The organism is Tardiphaga sp. GW821-FHT12E02, from assembly GCF_058807155.1.
In genome coordinates, this window is record NZ_JBXAQK010000001.1 from 1,808,518 (window position 1) to 1,831,753 (window position 23,236).

A 23,236-nucleotide genomic window follows, 5' to 3' on the forward strand; every position below is an offset into this window, starting at 1 on the left:
ACTCGCCTGCACCGCTTCGCACCGGTTGACCTTCGGGCACCGGCAGTATTGGTAAGACGCATGACAGTGACCACACGACGGGCCGCGACCAAGGCGATGACCCTGCCGAACATCCTGACCTATTCCCGGATTGCCGCCGTCCCGGTGGTGGTCGGCTGTATCTATTGGCAGTCGTCGATGGATGGGCCGCTCTGGCTGCGCTGGGTGGCTGTCGCCATTTTCATTGCGGCGGCAATCACCGATTTCCTCGATGGCTATTATGCCCGGATCTGGAATCAGCAGTCGTCCTTCGGCCGCATGCTGGATCCGATTGCCGACAAGCTGCTGGTGGCATCCTGCCTCTTGATGCTGGCCTCCGACGCCACCATCAACCGCTGGACGCTATGGGCGGCCATTGTGATCCTGTGTCGCGAGATTCTCGTCTCGGGTCTGCGCGAATATCTCGCAGGCCTGCGCGTCAGTGTCCCCGTGACGCAGCTGGCGAAATGGAAAACCGCGGCACAGCTTGTGGCGATCGGCTTCCTGCTCGCCGGCGAGGCGGGCGATGTGCTGTTCGGCTATGTGACCTTTACGGGCATCGTGCTGCTGTGGATCTCGGCGATCGTCACGCTCTATACCGGATATGACTATTTCCGCGCAGGCGTCCGCCACCTCTTCGAGGAGGATGCATGAAGCTGATGTATTTCGCCTGGGTCCGCGAGCGGATCGGCAAGGCCGAAGAAGTGATCGAGCCGCCGGCGACGGTAAGCACTGTTGGTGATCTGATCGCCTGGTTGTCGTCGCGCGGCGAGGAATATGCCCATGCCTTCGAGACGCCGAAGGTGATCCGTGCGGCGATCGACCATACCCATGTGCAGCCGGGCACGGCGATCGCCGGCGCGCGCGAGATTGCGTTCTTTCCGCCGATGACCGGCGGCTGATGCCGATGTCGTCATGACCGACAACGTCACCATCCGCATCCAGACCGCCGATTTCGACGTCAACAGCGAGATCGCTGCACTCACGGCCAGCCGCACCGATATCGGCGCGGTCGTGACGTTCAGCGGCATCTGCCGCGGCGGCGGCAGCGATGCGACGACGGCGCTGACGCTCGAACATTATCCGGGGATGGCCGAAGCCGAGATTGGCCGCCATGCGGCGGAGGCGATGACGCGCTGGCCGCTGACAGGGGTCACCGTCATCCATCGCACCGGTCGCATCCTGCCGGGCGAAAATATCATGGTGGTGCTGACCGCTTCGGCGCATCGCCAGGCGGCGTTTCAGGCCGCTGAGTTTCTGATGGACTACCTCAAGGCGCATGCTCCGTTCTGGAAGCGCGAGGAAACCGCCGGTGGCAGCGACTGGGTCGCTGCGAAAACCGACGATGACGACGCTGCGGCGCGCTGGGACAAATAATGGCTAGGAAGACTGTGCAGACCGTTGCGAAGAAGGCGAGCAAGACGCCTGCGAAGAAGACGACGGCAAAGGCCAAGACGAACGCCAAGGCTTCGGTGAAGAAGCTCGCTGCCGCAACGTTGCCAAAGGTCGGCGCAAGCGAACTGGTGACGCTGCTGGATTATGTGCGCTACGCCACCAGCCGCTTCATCGAGGCTAAGCTGGCTTTCGCGCATGGCACCACCGATCCCGTGTCGGAAGCGGCCTTCATCGTGTGCGAACTACTGCATCTGCATCCCGACCAGTTCGAGAGCTTTGCCATGGCGCGGGTGACCGTCGCCGAGGGCAAAAAGATCCTCGACGTGATCCATCGCCGCGTGACGACGCGGAAGCCGGCCGCTTACCTCGTCAACAAGATCTATATGCGCGGCCTGCCGTTCTATGTGGATGAGCGCACCATCGTGCCACGCTCTTTCATCGGCGAATTGCTCGATACGCATTTTGCCGGCGATGACGGCGAAGGCGCTTCGCTGATCGACGATCCCATGGAGGTCGAGAGCGTGCTCGATCTCTGCACCGGCTCTGGCTGCATCGCGATTCTGGCTGCGCAGTCATTCCCGAATGCCCAGGTCGATGCCGTCGATCTGTCGCCTGCAGCGCTCGCCGTCGCGATGCGCAATGTCATCGATTACGGGCTCGATGAGCGTCTCACGCTCTACAAGGGCGATCTGTTCGAGCCACTTGGCGACACCACCTATGACCTGATCATCACCAACCCGCCTTATGTCGATGCGCAGGGTATGGCCGATCTACCGGATGAATGTCTGGCCGAGCCGTCGATGGCCTTCGATGGCGGCTTCGATGGTTTGGATATCGTGCGAAAAATCATCGATCAGGCCGGCAATCACCTCAATCCGCATGGCGGCTTGCTGTGCGAGGTTGGCCGCGGGCGCGACAATGTCGACGCAGCGTTTCCGGATCTGCCGCTGATCTGGCTGGATACCGAAGACTCCGAAGGCGAGGTGTTCTGGATTTCGGCGGCTGCGCTGCAGGGGCGGGGCGGGGTCTAACATCGCGCTTGCGGCGCCCCTCACCCGCCGCGAAGACGCGGCGACCTCTCCCCGGTGGGGAGAGGTGAAAGCGACGGCGCTTCTTCTTACCTCTCCCCACCGGGGAGAGGTCGGATCGCTTTTTTGCGATCCGGGTGAGGGGGCTCTTCATTCAAGGTTTTTACACCCATGCTGCCCGCCGAGCAGAACACATCAGCACGTCACCTCTGGCTCGCCGAACTCCGCGCCACGCTTGCGCTTGGCTGGCCGCTGGTGCTGACCAATCTTGCGCAGATCGCGTTGACCACCATCGACGTGATCGTGCTCGGCCGCGTCAGCGCGGAGGCCCTTGCAGCATCCGCGCTTGGCGTGAACGTCTATTTCGCGATCCTGATTTTCGCGATCGGAATTGTCACTGCGACCTCGCCGATGATGGCCGAAGCGATCGGACGCAAACTGCATGCGGTGCGCGATGTGCGCCGCACATTCCGGCAGGGCCTATGGTCCGCCGTGATCATCGCGATCCCGGCCTGGATCGTATTGTGGCACACCGAGGATATTCTGCTGCTGTTCGGCCAGCAGGCGCAGGCGGCTGCCGATGCGCAACGCTTCATGCGCATGCTGCAATGGGGTTTTCTGCCGGCGCTCGGCTTCATCGTGCTGCGCTCCTTCGTGGCCGCTGTGCAGCGGCCGCTATGGGCGCTGCTGGTGACAGCGGTCGCGATCCTGTTCAATGCCGCGGCGAATTGGGTGCTGGTGTTCGGTCATCTCGGCTTTCCCGCAATGGGACTGGCAGGCTCGGGGCTTGCGACCACGCTGTCGAACACGTTCCTGTTCATCATCTTCGTCGCTGTGGTGCTGTGGCATCCGAAGTTTCGGCGCTATCGCCTGTTCGGCAATTTCTGGCGCGCCGACTGGCCGCGCCTTGCAAAATTGTGGCAGATCGGCCTGCCCATCGGCGCCACGCTCGCTTTCGAGATCACCGTGTTCAACGCTGCGGTGTTCCTGATGGGACAGTTCGGAACGGCAGCAATTGCAGCGCATGCGATTGCGATTCAGATCGCGTCGATCTCCTTCATGGTACCCATGGGATTGAGCCAGGCGGCCACCGTGCGTGTCGGCCTTGCCAGGGGCGCTGCCGATGGCGATGGCATCACGCGCGCTGGCTGGACGGCTTTCGTGCTGGCGGTTGGCTTCATGGCCTCGATGAGTTTGCTGCTGCTGGCGGTGCCGCGTGTGCTGATCGGCGCCTTTATCGATCTTGGCAATCCCGCCAATGCCGTCGTCATCGACACGGCGATGTCGTTCCTGTTTTGCGCGGCGGTGTTCCAGATCGCCGATGGCGCGCAGTCGGTGGGCGCCGGCATGCTGCGTGGCTTGCAGGATACGCGCGTGCCGATGATCATCGCCGGATTGGGCTATTGGGGCTTTGGCATGGGGTTGAGCTTGTTGTTCGCGTTCAAGCTCGGTTTTGGTGGCGTGGGAATCTGGATCGGGCTTGCGGCGGGGCTCGCAGTGGTCGCGCCGGTGATGCTGTGGCGCTGGACGCAGCGGGAGCGACTGGGGCTGGTGCCGAAGGGGCTCTGACTGTCATCTCCGCGAAAGCGGGGATCCAGTCAACACCTGCGTCACGGTTCTAGAACTGCTGCCAGTGTCTACTGGGTCACCCGGTCAAGCCGGGTGACGACAAGTGATGGCAGGAGCAAGCCCATTAAAAAAGCCGCAGCTGCCAGCTGCGGCTTTTATTTAGAACACCTTGCGGATCCAGTTTTGCGGATCCGGCGCGCGACCATACTGGATATCCACGAGCTGCTTGCGAAGACCCATGGCGACCTTGCCGGCTTCGCCGCCATTGATCAGGAATTCACCCGACGTGGTGCGCACCTTGCCGATCGGCGAGATCACTGCGGCCGTGCCGCAGGCAAAGGCTTCCTTGAGCTTGCCGCTGGTCGCATCGGCGCGCCACTGCTCGAGTGAATACAGCTCTTCACGCACGGTCACGCCGGCGGCCTTCGCGAGCGCGATGATGGAGTCGCGCGTGATGCCGGGCAGGATGGTGCCGAGCGGCGGCGTCGAGAGCGAGCCATCGTCGAACACGAAGAACACATTCATGCCGCCGAGCTCTTCGATATATTTGCGCTCGACCGCATCGAGGAACACGACCTGATCGCAGCCGTGATCCATCGCCTCCGCCTGCGCACGCAGGCTGGCCGCATAATTGCCGCCGCATTTCACGGCGCCGGTGCCGCCGACCGCTGCGCGGGTGTAGTTCTCCGACGCATAGATCGAGACCGGGGCCGGACCGCCCTTGAAGTACGAACCAACCGGCGAGGCAATGACGCCGAAGATGTATTCCGACGATGGCTTCACGCCGAGGAACGTCTCGTTCGCGATCATGAACGGGCGCAGATAGAGGCTGCCTTCACCGCCGGGGATCCAGGCGCGGTCGATGCGGACAAGCTGCTCGACGGCTTCGATGAAGACCGGCTCCGGCAGCGGCGCCATCGCCATGCGGGTGGCCGAATTCCAGAAGCGCTTGGCGTTCGCATCGGGGCGGAACAGGTTCACGCCGCCGTCTTCGCGGACATAGGCTTTCAGGCCCTCGAAGATTTCCTGGGCGTAGTGCAGGACGGCGGCGGCCGGATCGAGCTGGAAGTTCGAACGTGCCTCGACGCGTGCGCTGTGCCAGCCCTTGTCCTGGCTGTAGCGCACGGTCGCCATGTGATCGGTGAATACACGGCCGAAGCCGGGGTCCTTGAGCTTGGCCACGCGCTCCGCCTCGGGAACCGCGTGGTGGCTGTGGTGGATCTCGAAATCCAGCCAGATTGCGCCATCGACCTTGTCGAATGAAACGCCCATGGACCTTACTCCTGCTTGGCACCCGCCTTGCGTCGGCGACCGCGTGTGCTGTTCTACGTCGTGTCCGGATCGGCCGCAAAAGCTGATTTCGCCTGGCGGCCGGTTACCCCATGCTGGGCTATGGCCGTCTGCGGAAGTCCGGTATGGTTCTCAAATCGGACCTATATGGTCCAGCCCGGCAAAGTTATAAAATTTCGTCGGGATGGCCAAGTTTGTAAGATTGAACCCAAAATATGTCAATATGGCTGACGTAAATTTCAATGCTGCCATGTCGCGGCCGGTGGAGGCGCCCGAGCGGGCGGCTGCTGCACCGCTGCGCTGGGACATCATCGAGCTGCTGTTCTTCGCCTATCGCGATTTCGTCGGTGATCCCGACCATGTGCTGGACCAGTTCGGCTTCGGCCGGGCGCATCACCGGGTCGTGCATTTCGTGCACCGCTATCCCGGGCTGAAAGTGGCCGACCTGCTCGATGTCCTGCGCATCACCAAACAGTCGCTCGGGCGGGTGCTGAAGCAATTGCTGGACGAAGGCTATATCGTGCAGAAGTCTGGCGAGGTGGATCGTCGGCAGCGGCTTCTTTTCGCCACCGCCAAGGGCGAAGCTCTGGTGGCGCAGATGGCGGGACTGCAGACCACGCGCATCGAACGTGCATTAAAGGATTTTTCGCCGGGTGACGTCGCAGCGATCAAGCGCTTTCTCGGCGGCATGATCGATCGCGACGATCCGGACAAGGTGCTGCAGGTGATCCTCGGCACGGATAACGGGACCAACAGATGATACTCGCCCAGGCCGCCAAGAAGATTCCGGTGCAGCCGGCGGATGATGCGCCGCATCTGCTGCTGGTGGATGACGATCGCCGCATCCGCGATCTCCTCTCGCGCTTCCTCGCCAGCGAAGGCTATCGCGTCACGACCGCGCCCAGCGCGAAGGAAGCGCGGGCAAAACTGCTCGGGTTGCATTTCGACCTGCTGATTCTTGATGTGATGATGCCTGGCGAGACCGGCTTCGATCTCGCGCGCTTCATCCGCACCTCGTCGCATGTGCCGATCGTGATGCTGACCGCGCGCACCGAATCGAATGATCGCATCGAAGGCCTGCAGATCGGCGCCGACGATTATGTGTCGAAACCGTTCGAGCCGCGCGAGCTGGCTCTGCGCATCGCCAACATCCTGAAGCGCAGCGCGCCGGTGGTGGTCGAGCGCGCGGAGCAGCTGCAATTCGGGCCTTACATCTATCATCTCGCCCGCGGCGAGTTGCGGCAGGGCGAGGAGATCATCCATCTCACCGACCGCGAGCGCGACATGCTGCGGGTTCTCGCCGAGACGCCGGGCGAGACGGTGCCGCGTGGCGCACTGACCGGCGATGGTACGGTGAACGAGCGTGCGGTGGACGTGCAGATCAATCGCCTGCGTCGCAAGATCGAGGTCGATCCGGCCAATCCGCTGTTCCTGCAGGCCGTGCGCGGGATCGGCTATCGTCTGGTGGCATCGCCATAGCATGAGCAGCTTCGACACAGGCATGACCGTGTTGCGTTCCGCCTCCGAGCGGATGGCGTCGGCCAATCGCGTGATGGGCCGGCGCTTCAACGAGCTGATGCCGAAGGGCCTCTATGCCCGCGCGCTGCTGATCATGATCGTGCCGATGGTGATCCTGCAGTCGGTGGTGGCTTTCGTGTTCATGGAGCGCCACTGGAACACGGTGACGCGGCGACTGTCGGCTGTCGTAGTGCAGGACATTGCGGCGCTGATCGATGTCTACAAGACCTATCCGCAGGACAAGGATCGCACCCAGATCAAGGCCATTGCGCAGCAGCGCCTCGGCCTCGTGGTGGACTTCCTCCCGCTCGGCGACATGCCGCCGCCAGGGCCAAAGCCATTCTTCTCGCTGCTGGATCAGACACTGTCGGTGCAGATCGGCCGGCAGATCCCGCGGCCGTTCTGGATCGACACCGTCGGCCGATCGAATCTCGTCGAGATCCGCATTCAGCTCGACGATGCCGTGATGCGCATCTTTGCGCAGCGCAGTGCGGCCTATGCGTCGAATTCCGAAATCTTCCTGTTCTGGATGGTTGGCACGTCATCGATCCTGCTGATCGTCGCCATCCTGTTCCTGCGCAATCAGATCCGGCCGATCCTGAAACTCGCCGACGCGGCCGAAAGCTTCGGCAAGGGCCGCGAGGTACCCAACTTCCGGCCGCGTGGCGCGCGCGAGGTGCGGCGTGCGGCGAACTCCTTCATCGAGATGAAAGCGCGCATCGAACGCGCCATGGAGCAGCGCACGGCGATGCTCGCCGGTGTGTCGCACGATCTGCGCACGATCCTGACGCGCTTCAAGCTCGAACTGGCGCTGCTCGAGGACGGGCCGGAAGTGGAGGGCATGCGCAAGGACATCGACGAGATGCAGGCGATGCTCGAGGCCTATCTCGCCTTCGCGCGCGGCGACAGTGGCGAGCCGTCGCAGCCCACCGACATGTCCTCGGCGCTTGAAGAGCTGCGCAGCGACGCCGAGCGCAACGGCCACAAGGCGACGGTGACATTCCATGGCTTGCCGATCGTCACCGTGCGGCCGGCGGCGTTCAAGCGTTGTCTCGGCAATCTCGTCAACAATGCCGCGCGCCACGCCCATGACATCGCCATCACCGGTCATCGCGATCATCGTTATCTCACCGTGACCGTGGACGATGACGGACCGGGTATCCCGATGAACATGCGCGAGGAAGTGTTCAAGCCGTTCCTGCGGCTCGACGATGCGCGCAATCAGGACGAAGGCGGCACCGGCCTTGGCCTCGCCATCGCACGCGACATCGCGCGCTCCCATGGCGGTGATATCACGCTGGCGGATAGTCCGATGGGTGGGCTGAGAGCTGTGGTGCGGGTGCCGGTGTAACTATTGGTCGTCCCCGCGAAGGCGCGGACACCGTAGGCGTAGTCCAGGTTCGAGAAGAGCCAATCTGGCGTTGCCATGATCTCAGACGTCCGTGTGTATGGGTCCCCGCCTTCGCGGGGACGACACGGAGTATGTTGCGCTTACTTCGCGAGCTCTCGCGACCTCGCAGTTGCCGCTGCAATCGCCTTCGTCAGCAGTGGTTCGAAACCGTCCTCTGCCATCAGCACATTAAGCGCGGCCGCCGTCGTGCCGCCCGGCGAGGTCACGTTCTTGCGCAGGGTTGCCGCATCGAGGTCGGACTGGCGCAGCAATTCGCCCGAGCCGGAGACCGTCTCGCGCGCGAGTTTCATCGCGAGCTCCGGCGGCAATCCGGCCGCGATGCCGGCGCGGGCCATTTCTTCGGCCAGCAGGAATACATAGGCCGGTCCGGAGCCGGACACGGCGGTCACCGCGTCGATCAGGCTTTCATCCTCGACCCATTCAACTGAGCCCGTAGCACGCAGCAGCGCGTCGGTGAGATCGCGCTGGCCCGACGTGACGTCGCTTGCCGCAACAGCGACAGTGATACCGCGCCCAATCGCAGCCGGGGTGTTCGGCATCGCGCGCACGATCTTGCCGCCGCAGGCCTTCGCGATGCCGGCGATGGTGGTGCCTGCCATGATCGAGACGACCAGCGAGTCGCCGGCGATAGCACGTAGCGTCGGGCCAACTTCGGCGAACATCTGCGGCTTCACGGCGAGGATGAGGGCGGCGACCTTGCCGATCTCGTGCACGTCCGGGTTGAGACGCGCGCCCTTGGCGGTTAGCGCCTTGATCTCATCCGAGAGATAGGGATCAAGCACCACGACACGCTTGGGATCCAGCCCGCCAGCGAGCCAGCCCATCAACATTGCGCCGCCCATCTTGCCTGCGCCGGCGAGGATGATGTGGCCGTCGAGGGAGTGGAGGGCTGATGAATTGGTCGTCATGGTTGAGTCCCGGCTGTCTTGGAGGCGCAGGACATTAGCATCGGGTGCCTCGGGCGCAATGCAGCCGATCAGGCCAAACTCTTTTTCAGAAAATACCTTGGCCCGCCCTGCGGATAGTCCGGCAGTTCGCCGAACACTTCATAGCCCTGCTTTTCGTAGAAGCTGCGAGCCTGAAACCAGTAGGTATCGAGCCAGAGCCCGGTGCAACCGCGCTGTCGCGCGATGTCTTCCGCAAGCTTCAAGACCTTGGTGCCGATGTCCTGGCCGCGGAATTTTTCCGGCACCACGAACAGTTCGACGAAGCACCAATCATAGGCGGTCTTGCCCCAGATGCCGCCGGCGGGCTCGCCGGTCTCGGGATCGTGGATCAGGATCGACAGCGGTTGATAGTTGCTCGGCCCAACCGACTTTTCGTTATAGGCAAGCAGCGCATTCCAGACCGCGAGGCGCTCGGTCTCGCCGGGCGCGTCTGGAACAGTGATCTGTGGCGTCGCGCTCACGCTTCGCCTGCAGTATCGAACATCGCGGCGCTCATCGCTTGCTCGGCAGTCTTGCCGGCCCAGACGACGAACTGCATGGCCGGGTAATAGCGTTCGCAGGCATGGATCGCGGACACGAGCATGGACTCGCATTGCGCTGTCGTGGCGGTCATGCCGTCCGGCAGCGGGATCGCCTGCCGGTACATGATCATGCCGGATGCCATCCAGATATCAAAATGGCCGACCCACATCTGCTCGTTCACCGCAGCGATCAGGCGCTGTACTTCGCTGCGACGTGCGGCTGGAATCTTCATGTCGAAAGCGCAAGCCAGATGCAGCGCTTCGATTTCGCCCATCCAGGTGAAGGAGAGTTGATAGTCGGTCCAGTCGCCCTTGGAGACGATCGTGACTTCGTCTTCGCCCGAGCGCTCGAACGCCCAGTTGTGATCGGCAGCAATGTCCTCCACGACCGCGAGCGGATTGGCGCGTGAATCGATGGTGCCTTCGAGAAGTGACATGCGGTCGCGACCTTGCCTTGGGAGTCTGTGATGCAAACGACTGGCCGGGTACGCGAAATGTCGGAATGCCGTTGCGGGGCTTTAGACTTAAATCGTCCAGAACTTGCGAGACCGAAGTGATGTGATTTGCGGAATCCGCGCAACGCCGCCCTGACTCAGTCCACAGACAATGGCTCTTTCATCCACAGGTCATCACGTCGCAACGAGAACAAACCGGAATCGGATTCCCGGAATGCGAGTCTGGCGGAATCCGATGCGCGCAGGGAGAGTCCGGCGACGCGGTTCGGCCTCAATTATTAACGGCCGCCCGCCCTTGCTGGCGTCCAGGTGCTTCGGCATAGTTTGGCAACACACGGAAACAGCCATCATGACCGAAGCGTCCCAGCCCATCAGCCATCCAGTATTCGCCAAGCCGCAGCGCGTGGCCTTTGTACAATCGTCCTGGCATCGCGACATCGTCTCACCGTGTTGGGAATCCTTTCACGCCGAACTCGCCGCGCGCAACGTTGATGCCTCGCAGATCGACCTGTTCGAGGTGCCGGGCTCGTTCGAGATTCCGCTGCATGTGCAGGTGCTGGCAAAGACCCGGCGCTACACGGCCATCGTGGCGGCTGGGCTCGTCGTCGATCATGGCGTGCACAGCTATGTCGCCGATACGGTGATCCGTGCGTTGATGGATGTGCAACTCCGGACCGAGATCCCGGTGTTCTCCGCGGTGGTGACGCCGAATGATTTCCGTGAGACGGACGAAGGTGTCGCGTTCTTCCGCAAGCACTTTGCGCAGAAGGGGACCGAGGTCGCCGCAGCGTGCGCGGAGACCCTGTTCAGCCTCGAGCGGCTGCGCGGTCAGGTCGCGGCGGGGATTGTTTAGCTCTCTTCCCCTCTCCCCTTGTGGGAGAGGGTGCATCGAACGCGAAGCGTTCGAGACGGGTGAGGGGTAGCCGCAAGCTCCGAGCCCAGCATCGCCCCTCATCCGTCTTCGCTTCGCGAAGCCACCTTCTCCCACAAGTGGAGAAGGAAGATGCGGCGTTTAGTCGAACAGGCTCGACACCGACTCTTCCGCTGCCGTGCGCTCGATGGCTTCGCCGATCAGGCTCGCAATCGAGAGGGTGCGGATGTTCGGCGTGTTGATAACTGCCTCGGTGGGCTGGATCGAATCCGTGATCACGAGCTCCTTCAGCTTCGATCCGCCGATGCGCGCCGCGGCGCCGCCGGAGAGCACGCCGTGGGTGAGATAGGCGTAGACATCCTTGGCGCCATTGGCGAGCAAAGCGTCGGCCGCGTTCACCAGCGTACCGCCGGAGTCGACGATGTCGTCGATCAGAATGCAGGTATAGCCGGCGACGTCGCCGATCACGTTCATCACTTCGGACTCACCGGCGCGTTCGCGGCGCTTGTCGACGATTGCCAGTGGCGTGTTGATGCGCTTGGCGAGGCCGCGGGCGCGGACCACGCCGCCGACGTCGGGCGAAACCACCATCACCTTGGTGAGATCGAATTTCTCCTTGATGTCACGCACCATCACCGGCGAGGCAAAGAGATTATCGACGGGAATGTCGAAGAAGCCCTGGATCTGGCCGGCATGCAGGTCGAGCGTCATGACGCGATCGACACCCGCATGGGTGATCAGGTTGGCGACCAGCTTGGCCGAGATCGGCGAGCGCGATCCGACTTTGCGGTCCTGGCGGGCATAACCGAAATAGGGGATCACCGCAGTGATGCGGCGGGCTGATGCGCGACGCAGCGCGTCGGTGATGATCAGCAGCTCCATCAGGTGGTCATTGGTCGGGAACGACGTCGACTGCAGCACGAACACGTCGGAGCCGCGGACGTTCTCCTGAACCTCGACGAAAATCTCCATATCGGCGAAGCGCCGGACGCTGGCTTTGGTCAGCGGCAGCTTTAGCCAGTCGGCAATCTCCTTGGCGAGGGCTGGATTGGAATTGCCTGCGACGAGCTTGATGGATCCGTTTTTGCCCGACATCGACGCGTCTCCCCGCGGTTTGGTGGATACAACGTTCAGCATATCGGGTTACCCACAAGAACTAGTCTAGCTGAGCGAGGTGATATCGCGGGGATGTCACAGTTTGCAACCCGCAGATGACGGTTTTCCTGCGCAAAATCGGGTCGCTGCTTAACGCGCGCTAAAATCAGCGCACGTCCGCGAAGGCAGTGGCCTGCGACGGCAACTCATCGGTGCTGGCCATGGCTGGACCGCGTTGCACAGGAGCTGGCTCAGGCGCGCTTTCTCCGGGCGCTGTGCCGTTGATCATACCGCTGAGGCCGGTGAGGCCCGCCTGTGCGATTCGGCGCAAAGCGAGGTCGTCCGCCGTGCCCCAGGCGTCGCGGCTGCCGCCTTTGCCGGTGGCTTCTTCACCGCTGAGGCGGAAGGCGCGGTTCTGGTCGCGGTCATAGACGTCCCAGACCCAGGCAATGGAGGTGTTGTGCCCGCGGACCTGTGCCGACAGATAACTGCGGATCCGGAAGGCGGCGCTGTCCTTGCGCGAGACGATGGCCAGGCTGCGCAGCTTGGCTTCGCTGTCGAGGACGTTGACCATGCGCTCGAACACCTGCGGCGGCGGACCGTCGATGGATTCGAAGGCGACGGTCGGGCCGCTGGCGGGCGACATGCTGGCCTGGGCGTTCATCGGGCCGCCGCCGGAATTGCTGACGCAGCCCCCGAGGCCGAGCACGACACCGAGCAGCAGAACTGCCGGCAGCAGCTTCGATCGCGAGGCAGGAACGGCAGGAAATCGCATGCGAGAGCGTCCGACGTGAGGCGGCAGCGCGTCGGCTGCCGGACACAGGAGCGATATCGTTAAAATGCGTTAAGGTCTAGGGCGGGCGCGCCGCAGATCTTACCAAGGTGCATGCACCGATGCCGCGTTTCTTGCAATTTGCCTTAAATTTTAGAGGGTTACGCCAGCGGTAGAATGGCGGCTATGGTTAATCGCCGAGCACGATGGCGTGGATCTGGCGGCCGTAGTCGCCTTCCTTGCGATGGACAGTCCGGCGATACGAGAACAGTTGTTCGTTCGGATAGGTGTCGATTCCCGTGTCGTTGACCGCCGTGATGCCGGCGCGTTCAAGCCTCATGCGGATGAAGCCGGCGAGATCGAACATCGAATGATGCTCTTGCGCCGACGGGATGAAGAAGCGCGCGAAATCCGGATCAGCATCGACGAAGCGGGTGACGAACTCGGCGCCGACTTCATAGCTCGGCTGGCGGATCAGCGGGCCGATGGCAACGGTGATGTCGGGTTTGGTGGCGCCGAGCTTTTCCATCTCGGTAATGGTGTTTTCGAGCACGCCGGTGAAGGCGCCCTTCCAGCCGGCATGTGCTGCGCCGATCACCCGTGCTTTGGGATCGGCAAACAGGATCGGGCCGCAGTCTGCCGTCGTGACGCCAAGCGCGATGCCGGGTGTCGCCGTTACCATCGCATCGGCGCGCGGGCGCGTCTCGACAGTCCATGGCGTGGTTGCGACCGCAACGTCGGGCGAATGGATCTGATGCACCGTCAGGAAATGATCGATATCGACCCCGATGGCCTCGGCCATGCGCCGACGATTCTCGGCAACATCGGCTGGGTTGTCATCAGAGCCAAGTCCGCCATTGAGGCCGGCATAGATGCCTTTGGAAACTCCGCCATCGCGGGTGAAAAAGGCATGGCGCAGCTCGGGAAGCGCAGCGAGAGCAGGGGAGGTGAAGGTCTTCATGAAGGCATCTCCGGCGTATCGCTGAGTGCCACCAGCGTTTCGATTTTGGGATCGGAAATGCCGATCACCTTGAACATCGAGCCCATGCCGCCGCGGCCGCTATCGATCAGGCGCTTCAATGCGCTCGATACGGTGTCTGACACTTGCGGCGTGGCCTTGGCCATCAGCGTGAGCGCGCGCGTCTCGATGCCGAGGCGTTTGAGGAATTCGCCTTGCGTGACTGGTCCGTGAACGCGCGCGCCGACATCCTCGGCTGCGCGGGCCAGCGCCTGGAAGTCTACATGCGCGGTGATATCCGCATGGCCCGGATTCTTCAGTGGATCGGTGTAGCTGTGTTTTGCGACGGCCTGGAATGTATCGCCGGCATCGCTGCGCACATGGCCGTAATCGATGATGACGGCCGCGCCGCCATGGTCGCGCAATCGGCTGGCGATGGTCATCATCTCGCTGTCCGGCCGCCATTCGAAGATCGCGCCCGTCGGCGCTGCGCGCACCAGAGGTGGTAGGAGCAATTCGAACCGCGGGATCGGCTCGGCGGAAGCGCCGAAGATGAGTTGATTGTCCGCGCCGATATCGACGGTGCGCTCATGCCAGCCGCCGTCGCGCTTGATGGCCTGATGGATCGGCAGCACGTCGAAATATTCATTGGCGAAGATCACGCTCGGGCCGTCCGGCACGGTGGCGAGGCTGTCATGCCAGGTGAGATTCCGCAGCGCCGGCAGCGAGGCCTTTTGCTTCTCGCGCAGCACCGGATTGATTTCGACCAGATGCACATGGAGCGCCTGATACAGATCCGGCAGCACGCGTATGGCGCGCAGGGCATCGGACATCATGGTGCCACGGCCGGGGCCGAGTTCGATCAGGTGCAATTCCGATGGCGAGTCCATCTCGCGCCAGACCGAGGCTGCCCACAGGCCGAGCAATTCGCCGAACATCTGGCTGACTTCCGGCGACGTTGTAAAGTCGCCCTCACGGCCGAGCGGATCGCGCGCGATGTAGTAGCCATGGCGCGGATGCGTCAGACACAATTCCATATAACGCCACACCGGCATCGGGCCGGTGGCGCGGATCAGGCGCTTGATCTCGTCGAGCAGGGGCGAAGTGTCGGTCACGGTCATGCCTTACCCGGAGTGAGTTCAGTGCGGTCCGGCAGGCGCGAGGCGCGCACGATCAGCACGAGGCCAACGACGATCATCGGCACCGACAGCAACTGCCCCATGGTGACCTGGCCAATGACGAAACCGGTCGGTGCGTCGGGTTCGCGGAACAGTTCGCCGACAATTCGCGCGCAGCCATAGACGATGGTGAAGGCACCGAGGATCAGGCCCGGGCGTTTCAGCGCATTCATGCGGACCATTACCGCGAGGACGACGAACAGCAAAAGGCCTTCGAGGCCGGCTTCATAAAGCTGGCTCGGATGCCGCGGTTGCGGACCGGCATGCGGGAAGATGACGGCCCATGGCACGCTGTTGTCGGTGACGCGGCCCCAGAGCTCGCCATTGATGAAATTGGCGACGCGGCCAAGAAAAATGCCGATCGGCGCGACTGCGCAAGTGAGGTCGCCGAGCGACAGGATCGAGATGCGCTGCGACCAGGCGAAGGCCATGACGGCGACGACGCAGCCGAGATAGCCGCCATGAAAGGACATGCCGCCATTCCAGAGCTGGAAGATTTCCAGCGGGTGTGCGGCGTAATACGGGAAATTCCAGAACAGGACTTCGCCGGTGCGTCCGCCGATGATGATGCCGAGCGTCACCCAGAGAATGAAATCGTCGAACTGGATCAGCGAGACCGGCGCCGGGCCGCCCCAGAGCTTTTCGCGCTTGATCAGCGCGCGGGCATAGACCCAGCCCAGCACGATGCCGGCGATATAGGCCAGCGCATACCAGCGAATGACGATCGGGCCGATCGCAACGGCAACGGGATCGAAGTTTGGAAATTGGATCGCGAGGAATGGCATGGCGTGGGCTTACGGCTCCCGATCACGGCAGTAAAGCACAAGGCCATGACGAATTAAGGGATATTCGCGTTTGTGACTGTGGAAGCCAAGCGAGGCTTGAAGTAAATGCGCGGGATCGCCATTGTTTGCCGCGCCGCCCTGCGGCTCTTGAGTTTATCCGACCGGAGTTCTTGCCATGACCCAGACCAACAATCGGTTATTCGACGAGATCGGCCGCTTGATGAACGAAGCCGCCGGTGCCGCCCAGGGCGTCAAGCGCGAGGTGGATACGGTTGTCCGCACCCAGGCCGAGAAGATTCTCCGCGATCTGGATCTGGTGAAGCGCGAGGAATTCGAGGCGGTGAAGGATATGGCCCGTCTTGCCCGGGAAGAGAACGAGACGCTGAAGGCGCGGATCGCGGCGCTGGAGGCCAAGCTCGGCGGCTAATCGGCGCCTCAAGTCGATAATTTATGTAAATACGCTAATGCTTGACGGAAGTCATTTATGTATTTACGTTTATAGCTGTGAAGGTCACCCTCGACCCGCAAAAGCGCCTGAAAACGCTCCGGGAGCGAGGGATTGATTTCGCGGTCGATGCGGAGAAGGTGTTTACTGGCAACCACCGGACCGTCCGTGACGATAGATTTGACTACGGTGAAAAGCGGTATTCGACAATTGGTTGGCTAGGAAACCGGATGGCGGTGGTGATCTGGACACCGCGTCCCACTGGTCATCACATCATTTCGATGAGGTTTTGCCATGGGCGGGAAATCAAGAAGTTCAGCAAGCGCTTCGGCGAAATCTGAGGCTTCGACATCCGAGCCTTGGGTCGATCCGGATGATGGTCCGGAATGGACCGAGGAAATGTGGCAGCGTGCTGAAATCCGAGAGGGTGACAGGATCATTCGTCCCGGCCGCCCTCCGCTTGATGAACTCCTGAAGAAATCCACCGTCACCATTCGCCTCGATCCCGACGTAGTAGCGTCCTACAAGGCCCTCGGAACCGGTTGGCAGACCAAAATCAACGACGATCTCCGCAAAGCCCGCAAGCTCCGCCCCAAGCGCAAGACCGCCTGATCCCGGCCTTTTTGCCTGACATTTCCTTGTCATTTCGGCCCTTTGGCGCTACAAGCCCGGCACGTCCGCAGCCCCCGCACCCCTGGAGGCTTGCTGCAGCGTGACCAATGAGGCCGCCTAGCGGCCTTTAATTTTTCAAAAACAAGGACTTAGACAATGGCGACCGTGAAGGAATTCAAGGCGACCGCACGTCCGGTGAGCGGCAAGGGGGCCGCACGGGCAGAGCGACGCGCCGGCCGTATCCCGGCTGTGATCTATGGTGACAACAAGCCCCCGCTGGCGATCTCGGTGGACGACAAGGAACTGCGTCTGCGCATTCAGGCCGGCCGCTTCCTGACCACCATTTTCAACATCGATCTCGATGGCCAGAAGCACCGCGTGATTCCGCGCGACTATCACCTCGATCCGGTCAAGGATTTCCCGATCCACGTGGATTTCTTCCGTCTCGGCGAAGGCGCGACCATCCGCGTCAATGTCCCGCTGCACGTGAACGGCGCTGAAACCGCGCCGGGCGTGAAGCGCGGCGGCACGATCAACATCGTCGCTCACACGATCGAACTCGAAGCCGAAGCCGACAGCATTCCGCAGTTTCTGGAAGTTGACGTCTCGACCCTCGATATCGGTTCGTCGCTGCACATCACCGACATCAAGCTGCCGAAGGGCGTGAAGACGCTGGCGCGCGATGCCGACCTCACGCTGGTCACCATCGTGCCGCCGTCGGGCTACGGTGAAGAAGCTCCGGCTGCTGGTGCAGCGCCTGCCGCTGCTGCTCCGGCCGCTGGTGGCAAGGCTCCCGCCGCAGGTGCCAAGGCTCCGGCTGCTGGTGCCAAGGCTCCGGCCGCCGCTCCGGCGAAGAAGAAGTAAGCCAGCGCGGGAGACCGCGTCATGCGCCTCTTTGTTGGCCTCGGAAACCCTGGTGCGAAATACCAGGGCAACCGGCACAATATCGGGTTCATGGTTCTCGACGAGATCGCGCGGCGTCACGGTTTTGCACCGTGGCGCCGTCGCTTTCAGGGCGAGACATCGGAAGGCACGCTCGCTGGCGAGCGCGTCATTCTGCTGAAGCCCATGACCTTCATGAACGAATCCGGTCGCTCCGTGCAGGAGGCAGCCTCGTTCTTCAAGATTTCACTCGGCGACATCGCCGCGTTTCACGACGAACTCGAACTGCCTTTCGCCAAAGTGCGCGTGAAGGTCGGCGGCGGCATTGCCGGGCATAACGGCCTGCGCTCGATCTCCGCCCATGTCGGCAACGACTATCGCCGTGTTCGTCTCGGCATCGGACATCCCGGTGCCAAGGAGCTGGTGCATAATCACGTGCTGGGCGATTTCGCCAAGGCGGAACGCGCGCAGCTTGATGCGTTCAACGATGCGGTGTCCGACCATGTCGGACTGCTCATCGGCGGCAACGACTCGTCGTTCCAGAACAAGGTGCATCTGACGATGCAGGCCAAGGGTTTCACGTCGAAGGACGACAACGGCTCCGCTGAGAAGCCGTCGAAGAATTAGGACAGGGTCATGGGATTCAAATGCGGGATCGTCGGGCTGCCGAATGTCGGCAAATCGACGCTGTTCAATGCGCTCACCGAAACCGCTGCCGCGCAGGCGGCGAACTATCCGTTCTGCACCATCGAGCCGAATGTCGGTGAAGTCGCGGTGCCGGACAAACGGCTCGACAAGCTGTCCGAGATCGGCAAGTCGCAGCAGATTATCCCGACCCGCCTGACCTTCGTGGACATCGCCGGCCTCGTGAAAGGCGCGTCGAAGGGCGAAGGCCTCGGCAACCAGTTCCTCGCCACCATCCGCGAAGTGGATGCCGTCGCCCATGTGGTGCGCTGCTTCGTCGATGACGACATCACCCATGTGGAAGGCAAGATCGATCCGCTCGCCGATATCGAGATCATCGAGACCGAGCTGATGCTCGCCGACCTCGATTCCTGCGAAAAGCGCATCGACAACCTGACCAAGAAGGCCAAGGGCAACGACAAGGACGCCAAGGAGCAGCTTGAGCTCGTGCAGCGCGCATTGGTGCTGCTGCGCGACGGCAAGCCGACCCGCTTCCTGGAGCGCAAGCCTGAGGAAGAACGCGCATTCAGCATGCTTGGCCTGCTGACGTCGAAGCCCGTCCTCTATGTCTGCAATGTCGAGGAAGGTTCGGCCGGTGAGGGCAACGAGTATTCCAAGCGCGTGGCCGAACACGCCGCGAAGGAAGGTGCTGTTGCGGTCGCCATCTCGGCCAAGATCGAATCCGAAATCGCGACCCTGTCACGTGCCGAGCGCACCGAATTCCTCGAGACCCTCGGTCTCGAAGAAGCCGGCCTCGATCGCCTGATCCGCGCCGGCTACACGCTCTTGCAACTCATCACCTATTTCACGGTGGGCCCGAAGGAAGCGCGCGCCTGGACCATCACCAAGGGCACCAAGGCGCCGCAGGCTGCAGCGGTCATTCACACCGATTTCGAAAAGGGCTTCATCCGCGCCGAAACCATCGCCTATGACGACTATGTCAGGCTGAATGGCGAAGCCGGCGCCCGCGATGGCGGCAAGCTGCGGCTGGAAGGCAAGGAATATGTCGTCAATGATGGCGACGTGCTGCACTTCCGGTTCAATACGTAAGCTCTTGCCTTACACTCCGCCCTCATGGTGAGGAGGCGCGAAGCGCCGTCTCGACCATGAGTTGGCCTGGCTCGGAGCTCCGCCATCTCATGGTTCGAGACGCGCGCAAGATGCGCGCTCCTCACCATGAGGGATTGGGCGCGCGGCACGAAACAAGGGTTTCATCGCCGCCGCTACTACAAGCCCCGCTGCTCGCCCTGATCGCGGATCGCGCCCAGGTGCTCGTTGATCCGGAATACGATCAGCACGAACTCCGCGCTGATGCGCGCCGCGATGATGCCGACCACCACGCTGGCGAGGCTCGACAGCAGGATGATGAAGCCGCCGAACGGGCTGATCGCCATCGTCGCAAGCCCCGAAAAGATGCCGGAAATCCCGAACAGGATGATCAGGGCAATCACCAGCCAATAGAAGGTCTTGATGATGGTGGGCGTGATGAAGCGGTCCCACTGGAACAGGTCGCGGAATTCGAACATTTGGAAAATCTCCCCCGGCAGTCAACGTGACGTTCAATGTCGCTGGCGTCCAGAGCCTGTTCCCCTTCCCGTCAGTGACGGGCAAGCCATGCAAGCGACCGGGTTGAGATTGCCGCAAATAACGGCCACAATCAGGCTCCTTTGACGGCATTCCCCAACATGACCCTGACATTCGAAGACTTTCAGCCGGGCCATTTCGGCAGTTTCGGGCCGCGCCTGATCAGCCGCGATGAAATCATCGCCTATGCCAAAGAATACGATCCGCAGCCCATGCATCTCGATGAAGAGGCCGCCAAGGCCTCGATGCTGAAAGGGCTCGCAGGTTCAGGCTGGCATATATGCTCGCTGATGATGCGCATGATCTATGACGGCTTCCTGCATAAGACCACGTCTTTGGGATCGCCGGGGGTCACTGAGATGAAGTGGCTGATGCCGTTTCGGCCCGGCGACGAGCTGACGCTCGATGTCGAGGTGCTGGAAGCACGCGCCTCGCAGTCGCGTCCATCGATGGGCGTCGTGACCTTTCGCTGCAGCACGCGCAACGCGAAGGGACAGACGGTGTCCGACATGACCGTGCCGATCATGATCGGTCGCCGCGCGACTGCGGAGCAGGTGTGACATGCCTTTTCTCGACGACATGAAAGTCGGCCTCCGCCGCGAGCTCGGCACCTTCACCTTTACGGCCGAGAATATCAAAACCTTCGCGCGCGAATTCGATCCACAGCCGTTCCATCTCGATGAAGAAGCCGGCCGCAATTCCATCTTCGGCGGTCTTGCGGCATCCGGCTGGCATGTTGCATCGGTCTGCATGAAGCTGCTCGTTGCTGCGGGCGATCGTGCGCGTCAGGAGGCCGAAGCGCGGGGCGAGGAATTTGGAACAGGCGGACCTTCGCCCGGTTTCCGCGATCTGCGCTGGCTCAAACCGGTTCTCGCCGGCGATACATTGACCTATTCCAGTGAAGTCGTCTCGGCGCGCGCTACAGCATCGAAGCCTGGTTGGGGTATCGTTCAATCCAAGAATATTGCGGTCAATCAGCGGGGCGAGGAGGTCTACTCTTTCCTCGGCTCGGTATTTCTGCCACAGCGCAGCGACCGCAATTAACCCAATCCAATTTTGTCGGTGGAACCGACCCAACGTTAATGTGTTTTGAACTTTGTGAGCGTGATGTGCGACTCACGCTCAACGAATGCTTAGGCATCTCAGGCTCGCGCGAGCGAGACCGCCTAAGACGAGAGATCACTGGGGACTACAATGGCTGATCGCGCCGGATTGAAATTTGTCGGGTTCATCTTTGCGAGCATCACGCTTGCGGTGATGTTCGGGACCTGCATGGTTGTGAAGGGATATGCCGACGGCGCCTATACGCTGGATAACAGCGTGGCCGTTAGCGAGTAATTGCTTACGAGGCCCTCGCGCCAGATGCGCGAGCGGCAGACGAGATCGCCGAGCGATCGGCCGTGAAAATCAGCGGCTCCAGGCGAAGGCCATCAGGGCTACCGCTACCAACAGCAAACCTGAAAATCGGACGATGATGGTGCCCATTTTGGGCGCTGACGCGCGTGCCGGAATCGGCGCGGCGGTACTCGGACGAATCGTTTGCACGGATGTCTCCCCAGACCCCAGACAGTTTTTTCTGCCTGTATCCTTGGTCAGGGACAGGTCGTTAAAGTTCAATTGAAATTTTGTCGAAGAATCTGAAATTTCAATGAAAAACGCCGCCCTGGGCCAGGGCGGCGTTTGAAATCACTAGCTAATTACCGATCAGTCGTGGCGGAGGTTGTCCGCGGCGCGCTTCCACTGCGCGACATTGTCGGCAATCAGGCGGGTTGATTTCATGGCCGCCTGGCTCAGCTGCGCGTAGCCCGAGATCTCGCGCTGGACGCGCTGGCCTTCGGCATGAAGCAGATCGCGCAGGCTTTCCAGCTCACCGATCAGCTTCTCGATCTCGGCCAGCGAGGTGCCGGCGACGCGCTGGATCAGCGAATTGACGCTGTTCACGGTCGCCTCGGTCGAGGAATCGAGCGGAGCCGCTGCATCGGTGGTGGCAGCAGGCGTTTCGGCCGTCGCGCCATTCGCGCCGGGACGACGCAGATAGGCAATGTCATTGCGGACGAAGTCGCGGATCCCGGCTTCGACTTCGGAGACGGCAGCGAGGTTGCTGTCTTCGGCGGTGGCGGCGGTCTCAGTCTGCTCGGGGCGAGTCGCGTTCATAGGTTTTCTCCTGATCGACGCATGACGCGCGGACTGTCCCCCGCACGGCGTAACAACATTGTCATCTGCGCAGTCGATTCTGACAGGATAGCGGCCAATATGCGGCGAGTGGTCGTTCTTTGCCTGAAATTCGCGGATAAAGTGTACGCAAACTTAAGCTACCAGCTGTGCTTAAAGCCCGCGGTAAGACTCTTGTTCGTCACGCCGGTCGTTGTCTCGCTGAGCGAGCCGGTGACATTGATACCGCCGAACAGCTTCTGCTCGGCGCCGAACTTGCGCAGCCATTTGTCGTCGGTCGTCGCCAGCGTCTGGCCGGCAAGGAAACTGGTGCCGGTTTCCGAGATGTTGAAGCGCGCCAGCTGATCCGTCTCATAGCTGCGCGTCGGACGGCCGTTATAGCCGACCATCGGAATGCTGCCCTGCTGGATGACGTTGTAGCCACTCTGCAGCGTCAGCGAATATTGATTGCCGGCGAGCGGCACCGACTTGCTGATCGAGGTGCCGAACTTGGTCTGGTCCGAATACGGATCGACGCGCGCTTCGATGGCGGTCTTGTCCCAGATCGAACCGACACCGGGCGCTGTCATTGCTGCCCATGCGGTGCCGTTCGATGTTGCCTGCGTGCCATCGCCGAACTGGTTGCGGTAGGAATCCTGCATGCTGGTCGGCCCGCTTTGCCGCGCGACAGTCATGTCGGCGCCGATGCGCGTATCCCAGAATGGCAGCACCGATTGCTTGACCGAGACGGCGGACGCGCCGTTGCTGTCATTGGCCGTCCAGGACGAGCTTTGCTTGCCGACGATCAGCGAGGATTTGCGTTCGCGCAGCGAGCCTTTTGCTGTTGGCGAGTCATTGGCGCCGAGCGAACTCCAGTCGGGTTCCGCCGGATTTTTCTGCGCCATCGGCGACGTATCGACCGGTTCGATCTCGCCAGGCGGCGGCGCGAGATCGTGGGTTTCGACATCATTGATGCCGGCCCACGGATTTTGCGCGGTAGCCGGCGACGCCAAGACGCCTGCGCAAACCGTCGCAGCGAAGCAAAGTCGAAAAAAAGGAACCGTCAT

At 62.0% G+C, this 23,236-nt stretch carries 30 protein-coding genes; 18 read left to right on the forward strand and 12 right to left on the reverse strand.

What is annotated here, in order from left to right:
- The first annotated feature begins 60 nt into the window (after positions 1-60).
- From pgsA to AC1RQ5_RS08545, 5 genes are all read left to right on the forward strand, one after another.
- Positions 61-672 carry a CDP-diacylglycerol--glycerol-3-phosphate 3-phosphatidyltransferase gene (gene pgsA / locus AC1RQ5_RS08525; protein WP_398476918.1) on the forward strand — a complete coding sequence of 204 codons (612 nt, stop codon included), beginning with the start codon at positions 61-63 and terminating at the stop codon, positions 670-672.
- Positions 669-920 carry a molybdopterin converting factor subunit 1 gene (gene moaD, locus AC1RQ5_RS08530; RefSeq protein WP_398476916.1) on the forward strand — a complete coding sequence of 84 codons (252 nt, stop codon included), beginning with the start codon at positions 669-671 and terminating at the stop codon, positions 918-920. Before pgsA ends, moaD begins: the two co-directional genes overlap by 4 nt.
- 13 nt (positions 921-933) lie before the next feature.
- On the forward strand, positions 934-1,395 hold the full coding sequence (locus tag AC1RQ5_RS08535; protein ID WP_493198233.1) for a molybdenum cofactor biosynthesis protein MoaE: 462 nt from the start codon (positions 934-936) through the stop codon (positions 1,393-1,395).
- Positions 1,395-2,444 (forward strand): 50S ribosomal protein L3 N(5)-glutamine methyltransferase, encoded by a 1,050-nt coding sequence (gene prmB / locus AC1RQ5_RS08540; RefSeq protein WP_493198235.1) that lies wholly within the window; start codon positions 1,395-1,397, stop codon positions 2,442-2,444. Before AC1RQ5_RS08535 ends, prmB begins: the two co-directional genes overlap by 1 nt.
- A gap of 168 nt (positions 2,445-2,612) precedes the next feature.
- Positions 2,613-4,010: an MATE family efflux transporter gene (locus AC1RQ5_RS08545; RefSeq protein ID WP_493198237.1), complete on the forward strand. Its 1,398-nt coding sequence runs from the start codon at positions 2,613-2,615 to the stop codon at positions 4,008-4,010.
- Positions 4,011-4,169: 159 nt separating this feature from the next.
- Here the strand turns inward: AC1RQ5_RS08545 and AC1RQ5_RS08550 are convergent, their stop codons facing one another.
- Positions 4,170-5,282 carry a branched-chain amino acid aminotransferase gene (locus AC1RQ5_RS08550; protein ID WP_493198238.1) on the reverse strand — a complete coding sequence of 371 codons (1,113 nt, stop codon included), beginning with the start codon at positions 5,280-5,282 and terminating at the stop codon, positions 4,170-4,172.
- A 241-nt stretch (positions 5,283-5,523) separates the two neighbouring features.
- Between AC1RQ5_RS08550 and AC1RQ5_RS08555 the strand changes: the two genes are divergently transcribed.
- From AC1RQ5_RS08555 to AC1RQ5_RS08565, 3 genes are read left to right on the forward strand one after another with little or no spacing between them, the layout of a single operon-like run.
- Positions 5,524-6,060, forward strand: coding sequence for a MarR family winged helix-turn-helix transcriptional regulator (locus tag AC1RQ5_RS08555; protein WP_398476905.1), 537 nt, complete (start codon positions 5,524-5,526; stop codon positions 6,058-6,060).
- The gene (locus tag AC1RQ5_RS08560; protein ID WP_398476903.1) at positions 6,057-6,779 is read left to right on the forward strand and encodes a response regulator; all 723 of its coding nucleotides are present in this window, start codon (positions 6,057-6,059) and stop codon (positions 6,777-6,779) included. Before AC1RQ5_RS08555 ends, AC1RQ5_RS08560 begins: the two co-directional genes overlap by 4 nt.
- Position 6,780: 1 nt before the next feature.
- Complete coding sequence (locus AC1RQ5_RS08565) at positions 6,781-8,169, forward strand: ATP-binding protein (RefSeq protein ID WP_398476901.1); 1,389 nt, start codon at positions 6,781-6,783, stop codon at positions 8,167-8,169.
- Positions 8,170-8,309: 140 nt separating this feature from the next.
- Here the strand turns inward: AC1RQ5_RS08565 and proC are convergent, their stop codons facing one another.
- From proC to AC1RQ5_RS08580, 3 genes are all read right to left on the reverse strand, one after another.
- Entirely contained in the window at positions 8,310-9,137 is an 828-nt protein-coding gene (gene proC, locus AC1RQ5_RS08570; protein WP_493198241.1) for a pyrroline-5-carboxylate reductase, read from the reverse strand.
- Positions 9,138-9,205: 68 nt separating this feature from the next.
- A complete protein-coding gene (locus AC1RQ5_RS08575; RefSeq protein ID WP_493198242.1) occupies positions 9,206-9,637 on the reverse strand; it encodes a GNAT family N-acetyltransferase in 432 nt (143 codons plus the stop codon).
- Positions 9,634-10,134 (reverse strand): type III secretion system chaperone family protein, encoded by a 501-nt coding sequence (locus AC1RQ5_RS08580; RefSeq protein WP_493198243.1) that lies wholly within the window; start codon positions 10,132-10,134, stop codon positions 9,634-9,636. Before AC1RQ5_RS08580 ends, AC1RQ5_RS08575 begins: the two co-directional genes overlap by 4 nt.
- A gap of 367 nt (positions 10,135-10,501) precedes the next feature.
- Here AC1RQ5_RS08580 and AC1RQ5_RS08585 point away from each other — a divergent pair, with 367 nt between their 5' ends.
- Positions 10,502-11,005, forward strand: a complete 504-nt coding sequence (locus tag AC1RQ5_RS08585; protein WP_493198245.1) for a 6,7-dimethyl-8-ribityllumazine synthase — start codon at positions 10,502-10,504, stop codon at positions 11,003-11,005.
- Between the two features lie 159 nt (positions 11,006-11,164).
- Here the strand turns inward: AC1RQ5_RS08585 and AC1RQ5_RS08590 are convergent, their stop codons facing one another.
- The 5 genes from AC1RQ5_RS08590 to lgt form a co-directional block, all read right to left on the reverse strand.
- Positions 11,165-12,118, reverse strand: coding sequence for a ribose-phosphate pyrophosphokinase (locus AC1RQ5_RS08590; RefSeq protein WP_398476891.1), 954 nt, complete (start codon positions 12,116-12,118; stop codon positions 11,165-11,167).
- Between the two features lie 166 nt (positions 12,119-12,284).
- Positions 12,285-12,893 (reverse strand): hypothetical protein, encoded by a 609-nt coding sequence (locus tag AC1RQ5_RS08595; protein WP_493198246.1) that lies wholly within the window; start codon positions 12,891-12,893, stop codon positions 12,285-12,287.
- Positions 12,894-13,080: 187 nt separating this feature from the next.
- Positions 13,081-13,851 (reverse strand): peptidoglycan editing factor PgeF, encoded by a 771-nt coding sequence (gene pgeF / locus AC1RQ5_RS08600; protein ID WP_493198248.1) that lies wholly within the window; start codon positions 13,849-13,851, stop codon positions 13,081-13,083.
- Complete coding sequence (locus AC1RQ5_RS08605) at positions 13,848-14,963, reverse strand: class I SAM-dependent methyltransferase (protein WP_493203360.1); 1,116 nt, start codon at positions 14,961-14,963, stop codon at positions 13,848-13,850. The genes pgeF and AC1RQ5_RS08605 overlap by 4 nt, the downstream gene beginning before the upstream one ends.
- A 2-nt stretch (positions 14,964-14,965) precedes the next feature.
- On the reverse strand, positions 14,966-15,811 hold the full coding sequence (gene lgt, locus AC1RQ5_RS08610) for a prolipoprotein diacylglyceryl transferase (RefSeq protein ID WP_493198250.1): 846 nt from the start codon (positions 15,809-15,811) through the stop codon (positions 14,966-14,968).
- 175 nt (positions 15,812-15,986) lie between these two features.
- On the opposite strand from lgt, the gene AC1RQ5_RS08615 reads away from it, so the two are divergent.
- The 6 genes from AC1RQ5_RS08615 to ychF all read left to right on the forward strand — a co-directional run bounded on the left by AC1RQ5_RS08615 (position 15,987) and on the right by ychF (position 19,484).
- The gene (locus tag AC1RQ5_RS08615; RefSeq protein ID WP_398476881.1) at positions 15,987-16,238 is read left to right on the forward strand and encodes an accessory factor UbiK family protein; all 252 of its coding nucleotides are present in this window, start codon (positions 15,987-15,989) and stop codon (positions 16,236-16,238) included.
- A gap of 41 nt (positions 16,239-16,279) precedes the next feature.
- Positions 16,280-16,597, forward strand: a complete 318-nt coding sequence (locus tag AC1RQ5_RS08620) for a BrnT family toxin (protein ID WP_493198252.1) — start codon at positions 16,280-16,282, stop codon at positions 16,595-16,597.
- Positions 16,551-16,868, forward strand: a complete 318-nt coding sequence (locus AC1RQ5_RS08625; RefSeq protein WP_493198254.1) for a BrnA antitoxin family protein — start codon at positions 16,551-16,553, stop codon at positions 16,866-16,868. The genes AC1RQ5_RS08620 and AC1RQ5_RS08625 overlap by 47 nt, the downstream gene beginning before the upstream one ends.
- Before the next feature lie 156 nt (positions 16,869-17,024).
- Positions 17,025-17,732: a 50S ribosomal protein L25/general stress protein Ctc gene (locus AC1RQ5_RS08630; RefSeq protein WP_398476875.1), complete on the forward strand. Its 708-nt coding sequence runs from the start codon at positions 17,025-17,027 to the stop codon at positions 17,730-17,732.
- Positions 17,733-17,753: 21 nt separating this feature from the next.
- On the forward strand, positions 17,754-18,377 hold the full coding sequence (pth, locus tag AC1RQ5_RS08635) for an aminoacyl-tRNA hydrolase (RefSeq protein ID WP_398476873.1): 624 nt from the start codon (positions 17,754-17,756) through the stop codon (positions 18,375-18,377).
- Positions 18,378-18,386: 9 nt separating this feature from the next.
- A complete protein-coding gene (gene ychF, locus AC1RQ5_RS08640; protein WP_493198256.1) occupies positions 18,387-19,484 on the forward strand; it encodes a redox-regulated ATPase YchF in 1,098 nt (365 codons plus the stop codon).
- Between the two features lie 176 nt (positions 19,485-19,660).
- Here the strand turns inward: ychF and AC1RQ5_RS08645 are convergent, their stop codons facing one another.
- Positions 19,661-19,960: a DUF4282 domain-containing protein gene (locus AC1RQ5_RS08645; RefSeq protein WP_398476869.1), complete on the reverse strand. Its 300-nt coding sequence runs from the start codon at positions 19,958-19,960 to the stop codon at positions 19,661-19,663.
- 159 nt (positions 19,961-20,119) lie between these two features.
- Here AC1RQ5_RS08645 and AC1RQ5_RS08650 point away from each other — a divergent pair, with 159 nt between their 5' ends.
- From AC1RQ5_RS08650 to AC1RQ5_RS08660, 3 genes are all read left to right on the forward strand, one after another.
- Entirely contained in the window at positions 20,120-20,578 is a 459-nt protein-coding gene (locus AC1RQ5_RS08650; protein WP_493198258.1) for a MaoC family dehydratase, read from the forward strand.
- Between the two features lies 1 nt (position 20,579).
- Positions 20,580-21,062: a MaoC family dehydratase gene (locus AC1RQ5_RS08655; protein ID WP_493198259.1), complete on the forward strand. Its 483-nt coding sequence runs from the start codon at positions 20,580-20,582 to the stop codon at positions 21,060-21,062.
- A gap of 150 nt (positions 21,063-21,212) precedes the next feature.
- Positions 21,213-21,356, forward strand: a complete 144-nt coding sequence (locus AC1RQ5_RS08660; RefSeq protein WP_398476862.1) for a hypothetical protein — start codon at positions 21,213-21,215, stop codon at positions 21,354-21,356.
- A 366-nt stretch (positions 21,357-21,722) separates the two neighbouring features.
- Here the strand turns inward: AC1RQ5_RS08660 and AC1RQ5_RS08665 are convergent, their stop codons facing one another.
- Both AC1RQ5_RS08665 and AC1RQ5_RS08670 read right to left on the reverse strand, forming a co-directional pair.
- The gene (locus AC1RQ5_RS08665) at positions 21,723-22,172 is read right to left on the reverse strand and encodes a hypothetical protein (protein ID WP_398476860.1); all 450 of its coding nucleotides are present in this window, start codon (positions 22,170-22,172) and stop codon (positions 21,723-21,725) included.
- Between the two features lie 158 nt (positions 22,173-22,330).
- Complete coding sequence (locus AC1RQ5_RS08670) at positions 22,331-23,182, reverse strand: hypothetical protein (RefSeq protein ID WP_493198260.1); 852 nt, start codon at positions 23,180-23,182, stop codon at positions 22,331-22,333.
- Between the last annotated feature and the right edge of the window lie 54 nt (positions 23,183-23,236).

Coding starts and splice junctions, on each gene's coding strand:
- pgsA (WP_398476918.1), top strand. CDS start 61: ATGACAGTGACCACACGACGGGCCGCGACCAAGGCGATGACCCTGCCG.
- moaD (WP_398476916.1), top strand. CDS start 669: ATGAAGCTGATGTATTTCGCCTGGGTCCGCGAGCGGATCGGCAAGGCC.
- AC1RQ5_RS08535 (WP_493198233.1), top strand. CDS start 934: ATGACCGACAACGTCACCATCCGCATCCAGACCGCCGATTTCGACGTC.
- prmB (WP_493198235.1), top strand. CDS start 1,395: ATGGCTAGGAAGACTGTGCAGACCGTTGCGAAGAAGGCGAGCAAGACG.
- AC1RQ5_RS08545 (WP_493198237.1), top strand. CDS start 2,613: ATGCTGCCCGCCGAGCAGAACACATCAGCACGTCACCTCTGGCTCGCC.
- AC1RQ5_RS08550 (WP_493198238.1), bottom strand. CDS start 5,282: ATGGGCGTTTCATTCGACAAGGTCGATGGCGCAATCTGGCTGGATTTC.
- AC1RQ5_RS08555 (WP_398476905.1), top strand. CDS start 5,524: ATGGCTGACGTAAATTTCAATGCTGCCATGTCGCGGCCGGTGGAGGCG.
- AC1RQ5_RS08560 (WP_398476903.1), top strand. CDS start 6,057: ATGATACTCGCCCAGGCCGCCAAGAAGATTCCGGTGCAGCCGGCGGAT.
- AC1RQ5_RS08565 (WP_398476901.1), top strand. CDS start 6,781: ATGAGCAGCTTCGACACAGGCATGACCGTGTTGCGTTCCGCCTCCGAG.
- proC (WP_493198241.1), bottom strand. CDS start 9,137: ATGACGACCAATTCATCAGCCCTCCACTCCCTCGACGGCCACATCATC.
- AC1RQ5_RS08580 (WP_493198243.1), bottom strand. CDS start 10,134: ATGTCACTTCTCGAAGGCACCATCGATTCACGCGCCAATCCGCTCGCG.
- AC1RQ5_RS08585 (WP_493198245.1), top strand. CDS start 10,502: ATGACCGAAGCGTCCCAGCCCATCAGCCATCCAGTATTCGCCAAGCCG.
- AC1RQ5_RS08590 (WP_398476891.1), bottom strand. CDS start 12,118: ATGTCGGGCAAAAACGGATCCATCAAGCTCGTCGCAGGCAATTCCAAT.
- AC1RQ5_RS08595 (WP_493198246.1), bottom strand. CDS start 12,893: ATGCGATTTCCTGCCGTTCCTGCCTCGCGATCGAAGCTGCTGCCGGCA.
- pgeF (WP_493198248.1), bottom strand. CDS start 13,851: ATGAAGACCTTCACCTCCCCTGCTCTCGCTGCGCTTCCCGAGCTGCGC.
- lgt (WP_493198250.1), bottom strand. CDS start 15,811: ATGCCATTCCTCGCGATCCAATTTCCAAACTTCGATCCCGTTGCCGTT.
- AC1RQ5_RS08615 (WP_398476881.1), top strand. CDS start 15,987: ATGACCCAGACCAACAATCGGTTATTCGACGAGATCGGCCGCTTGATG.
- AC1RQ5_RS08625 (WP_493198254.1), top strand. CDS start 16,551: ATGGGCGGGAAATCAAGAAGTTCAGCAAGCGCTTCGGCGAAATCTGAG.
- AC1RQ5_RS08630 (WP_398476875.1), top strand. CDS start 17,025: ATGGCGACCGTGAAGGAATTCAAGGCGACCGCACGTCCGGTGAGCGGC.
- pth (WP_398476873.1), top strand. CDS start 17,754: ATGCGCCTCTTTGTTGGCCTCGGAAACCCTGGTGCGAAATACCAGGGC.
- ychF (WP_493198256.1), top strand. CDS start 18,387: ATGGGATTCAAATGCGGGATCGTCGGGCTGCCGAATGTCGGCAAATCG.
- AC1RQ5_RS08645 (WP_398476869.1), bottom strand. CDS start 19,960: ATGTTCGAATTCCGCGACCTGTTCCAGTGGGACCGCTTCATCACGCCC.
- AC1RQ5_RS08650 (WP_493198258.1), top strand. CDS start 20,120: ATGACCCTGACATTCGAAGACTTTCAGCCGGGCCATTTCGGCAGTTTC.
- AC1RQ5_RS08655 (WP_493198259.1), top strand. CDS start 20,580: ATGCCTTTTCTCGACGACATGAAAGTCGGCCTCCGCCGCGAGCTCGGC.
- AC1RQ5_RS08660 (WP_398476862.1), top strand. CDS start 21,213: ATGGCTGATCGCGCCGGATTGAAATTTGTCGGGTTCATCTTTGCGAGC.
- AC1RQ5_RS08665 (WP_398476860.1), bottom strand. CDS start 22,172: ATGAACGCGACTCGCCCCGAGCAGACTGAGACCGCCGCCACCGCCGAA.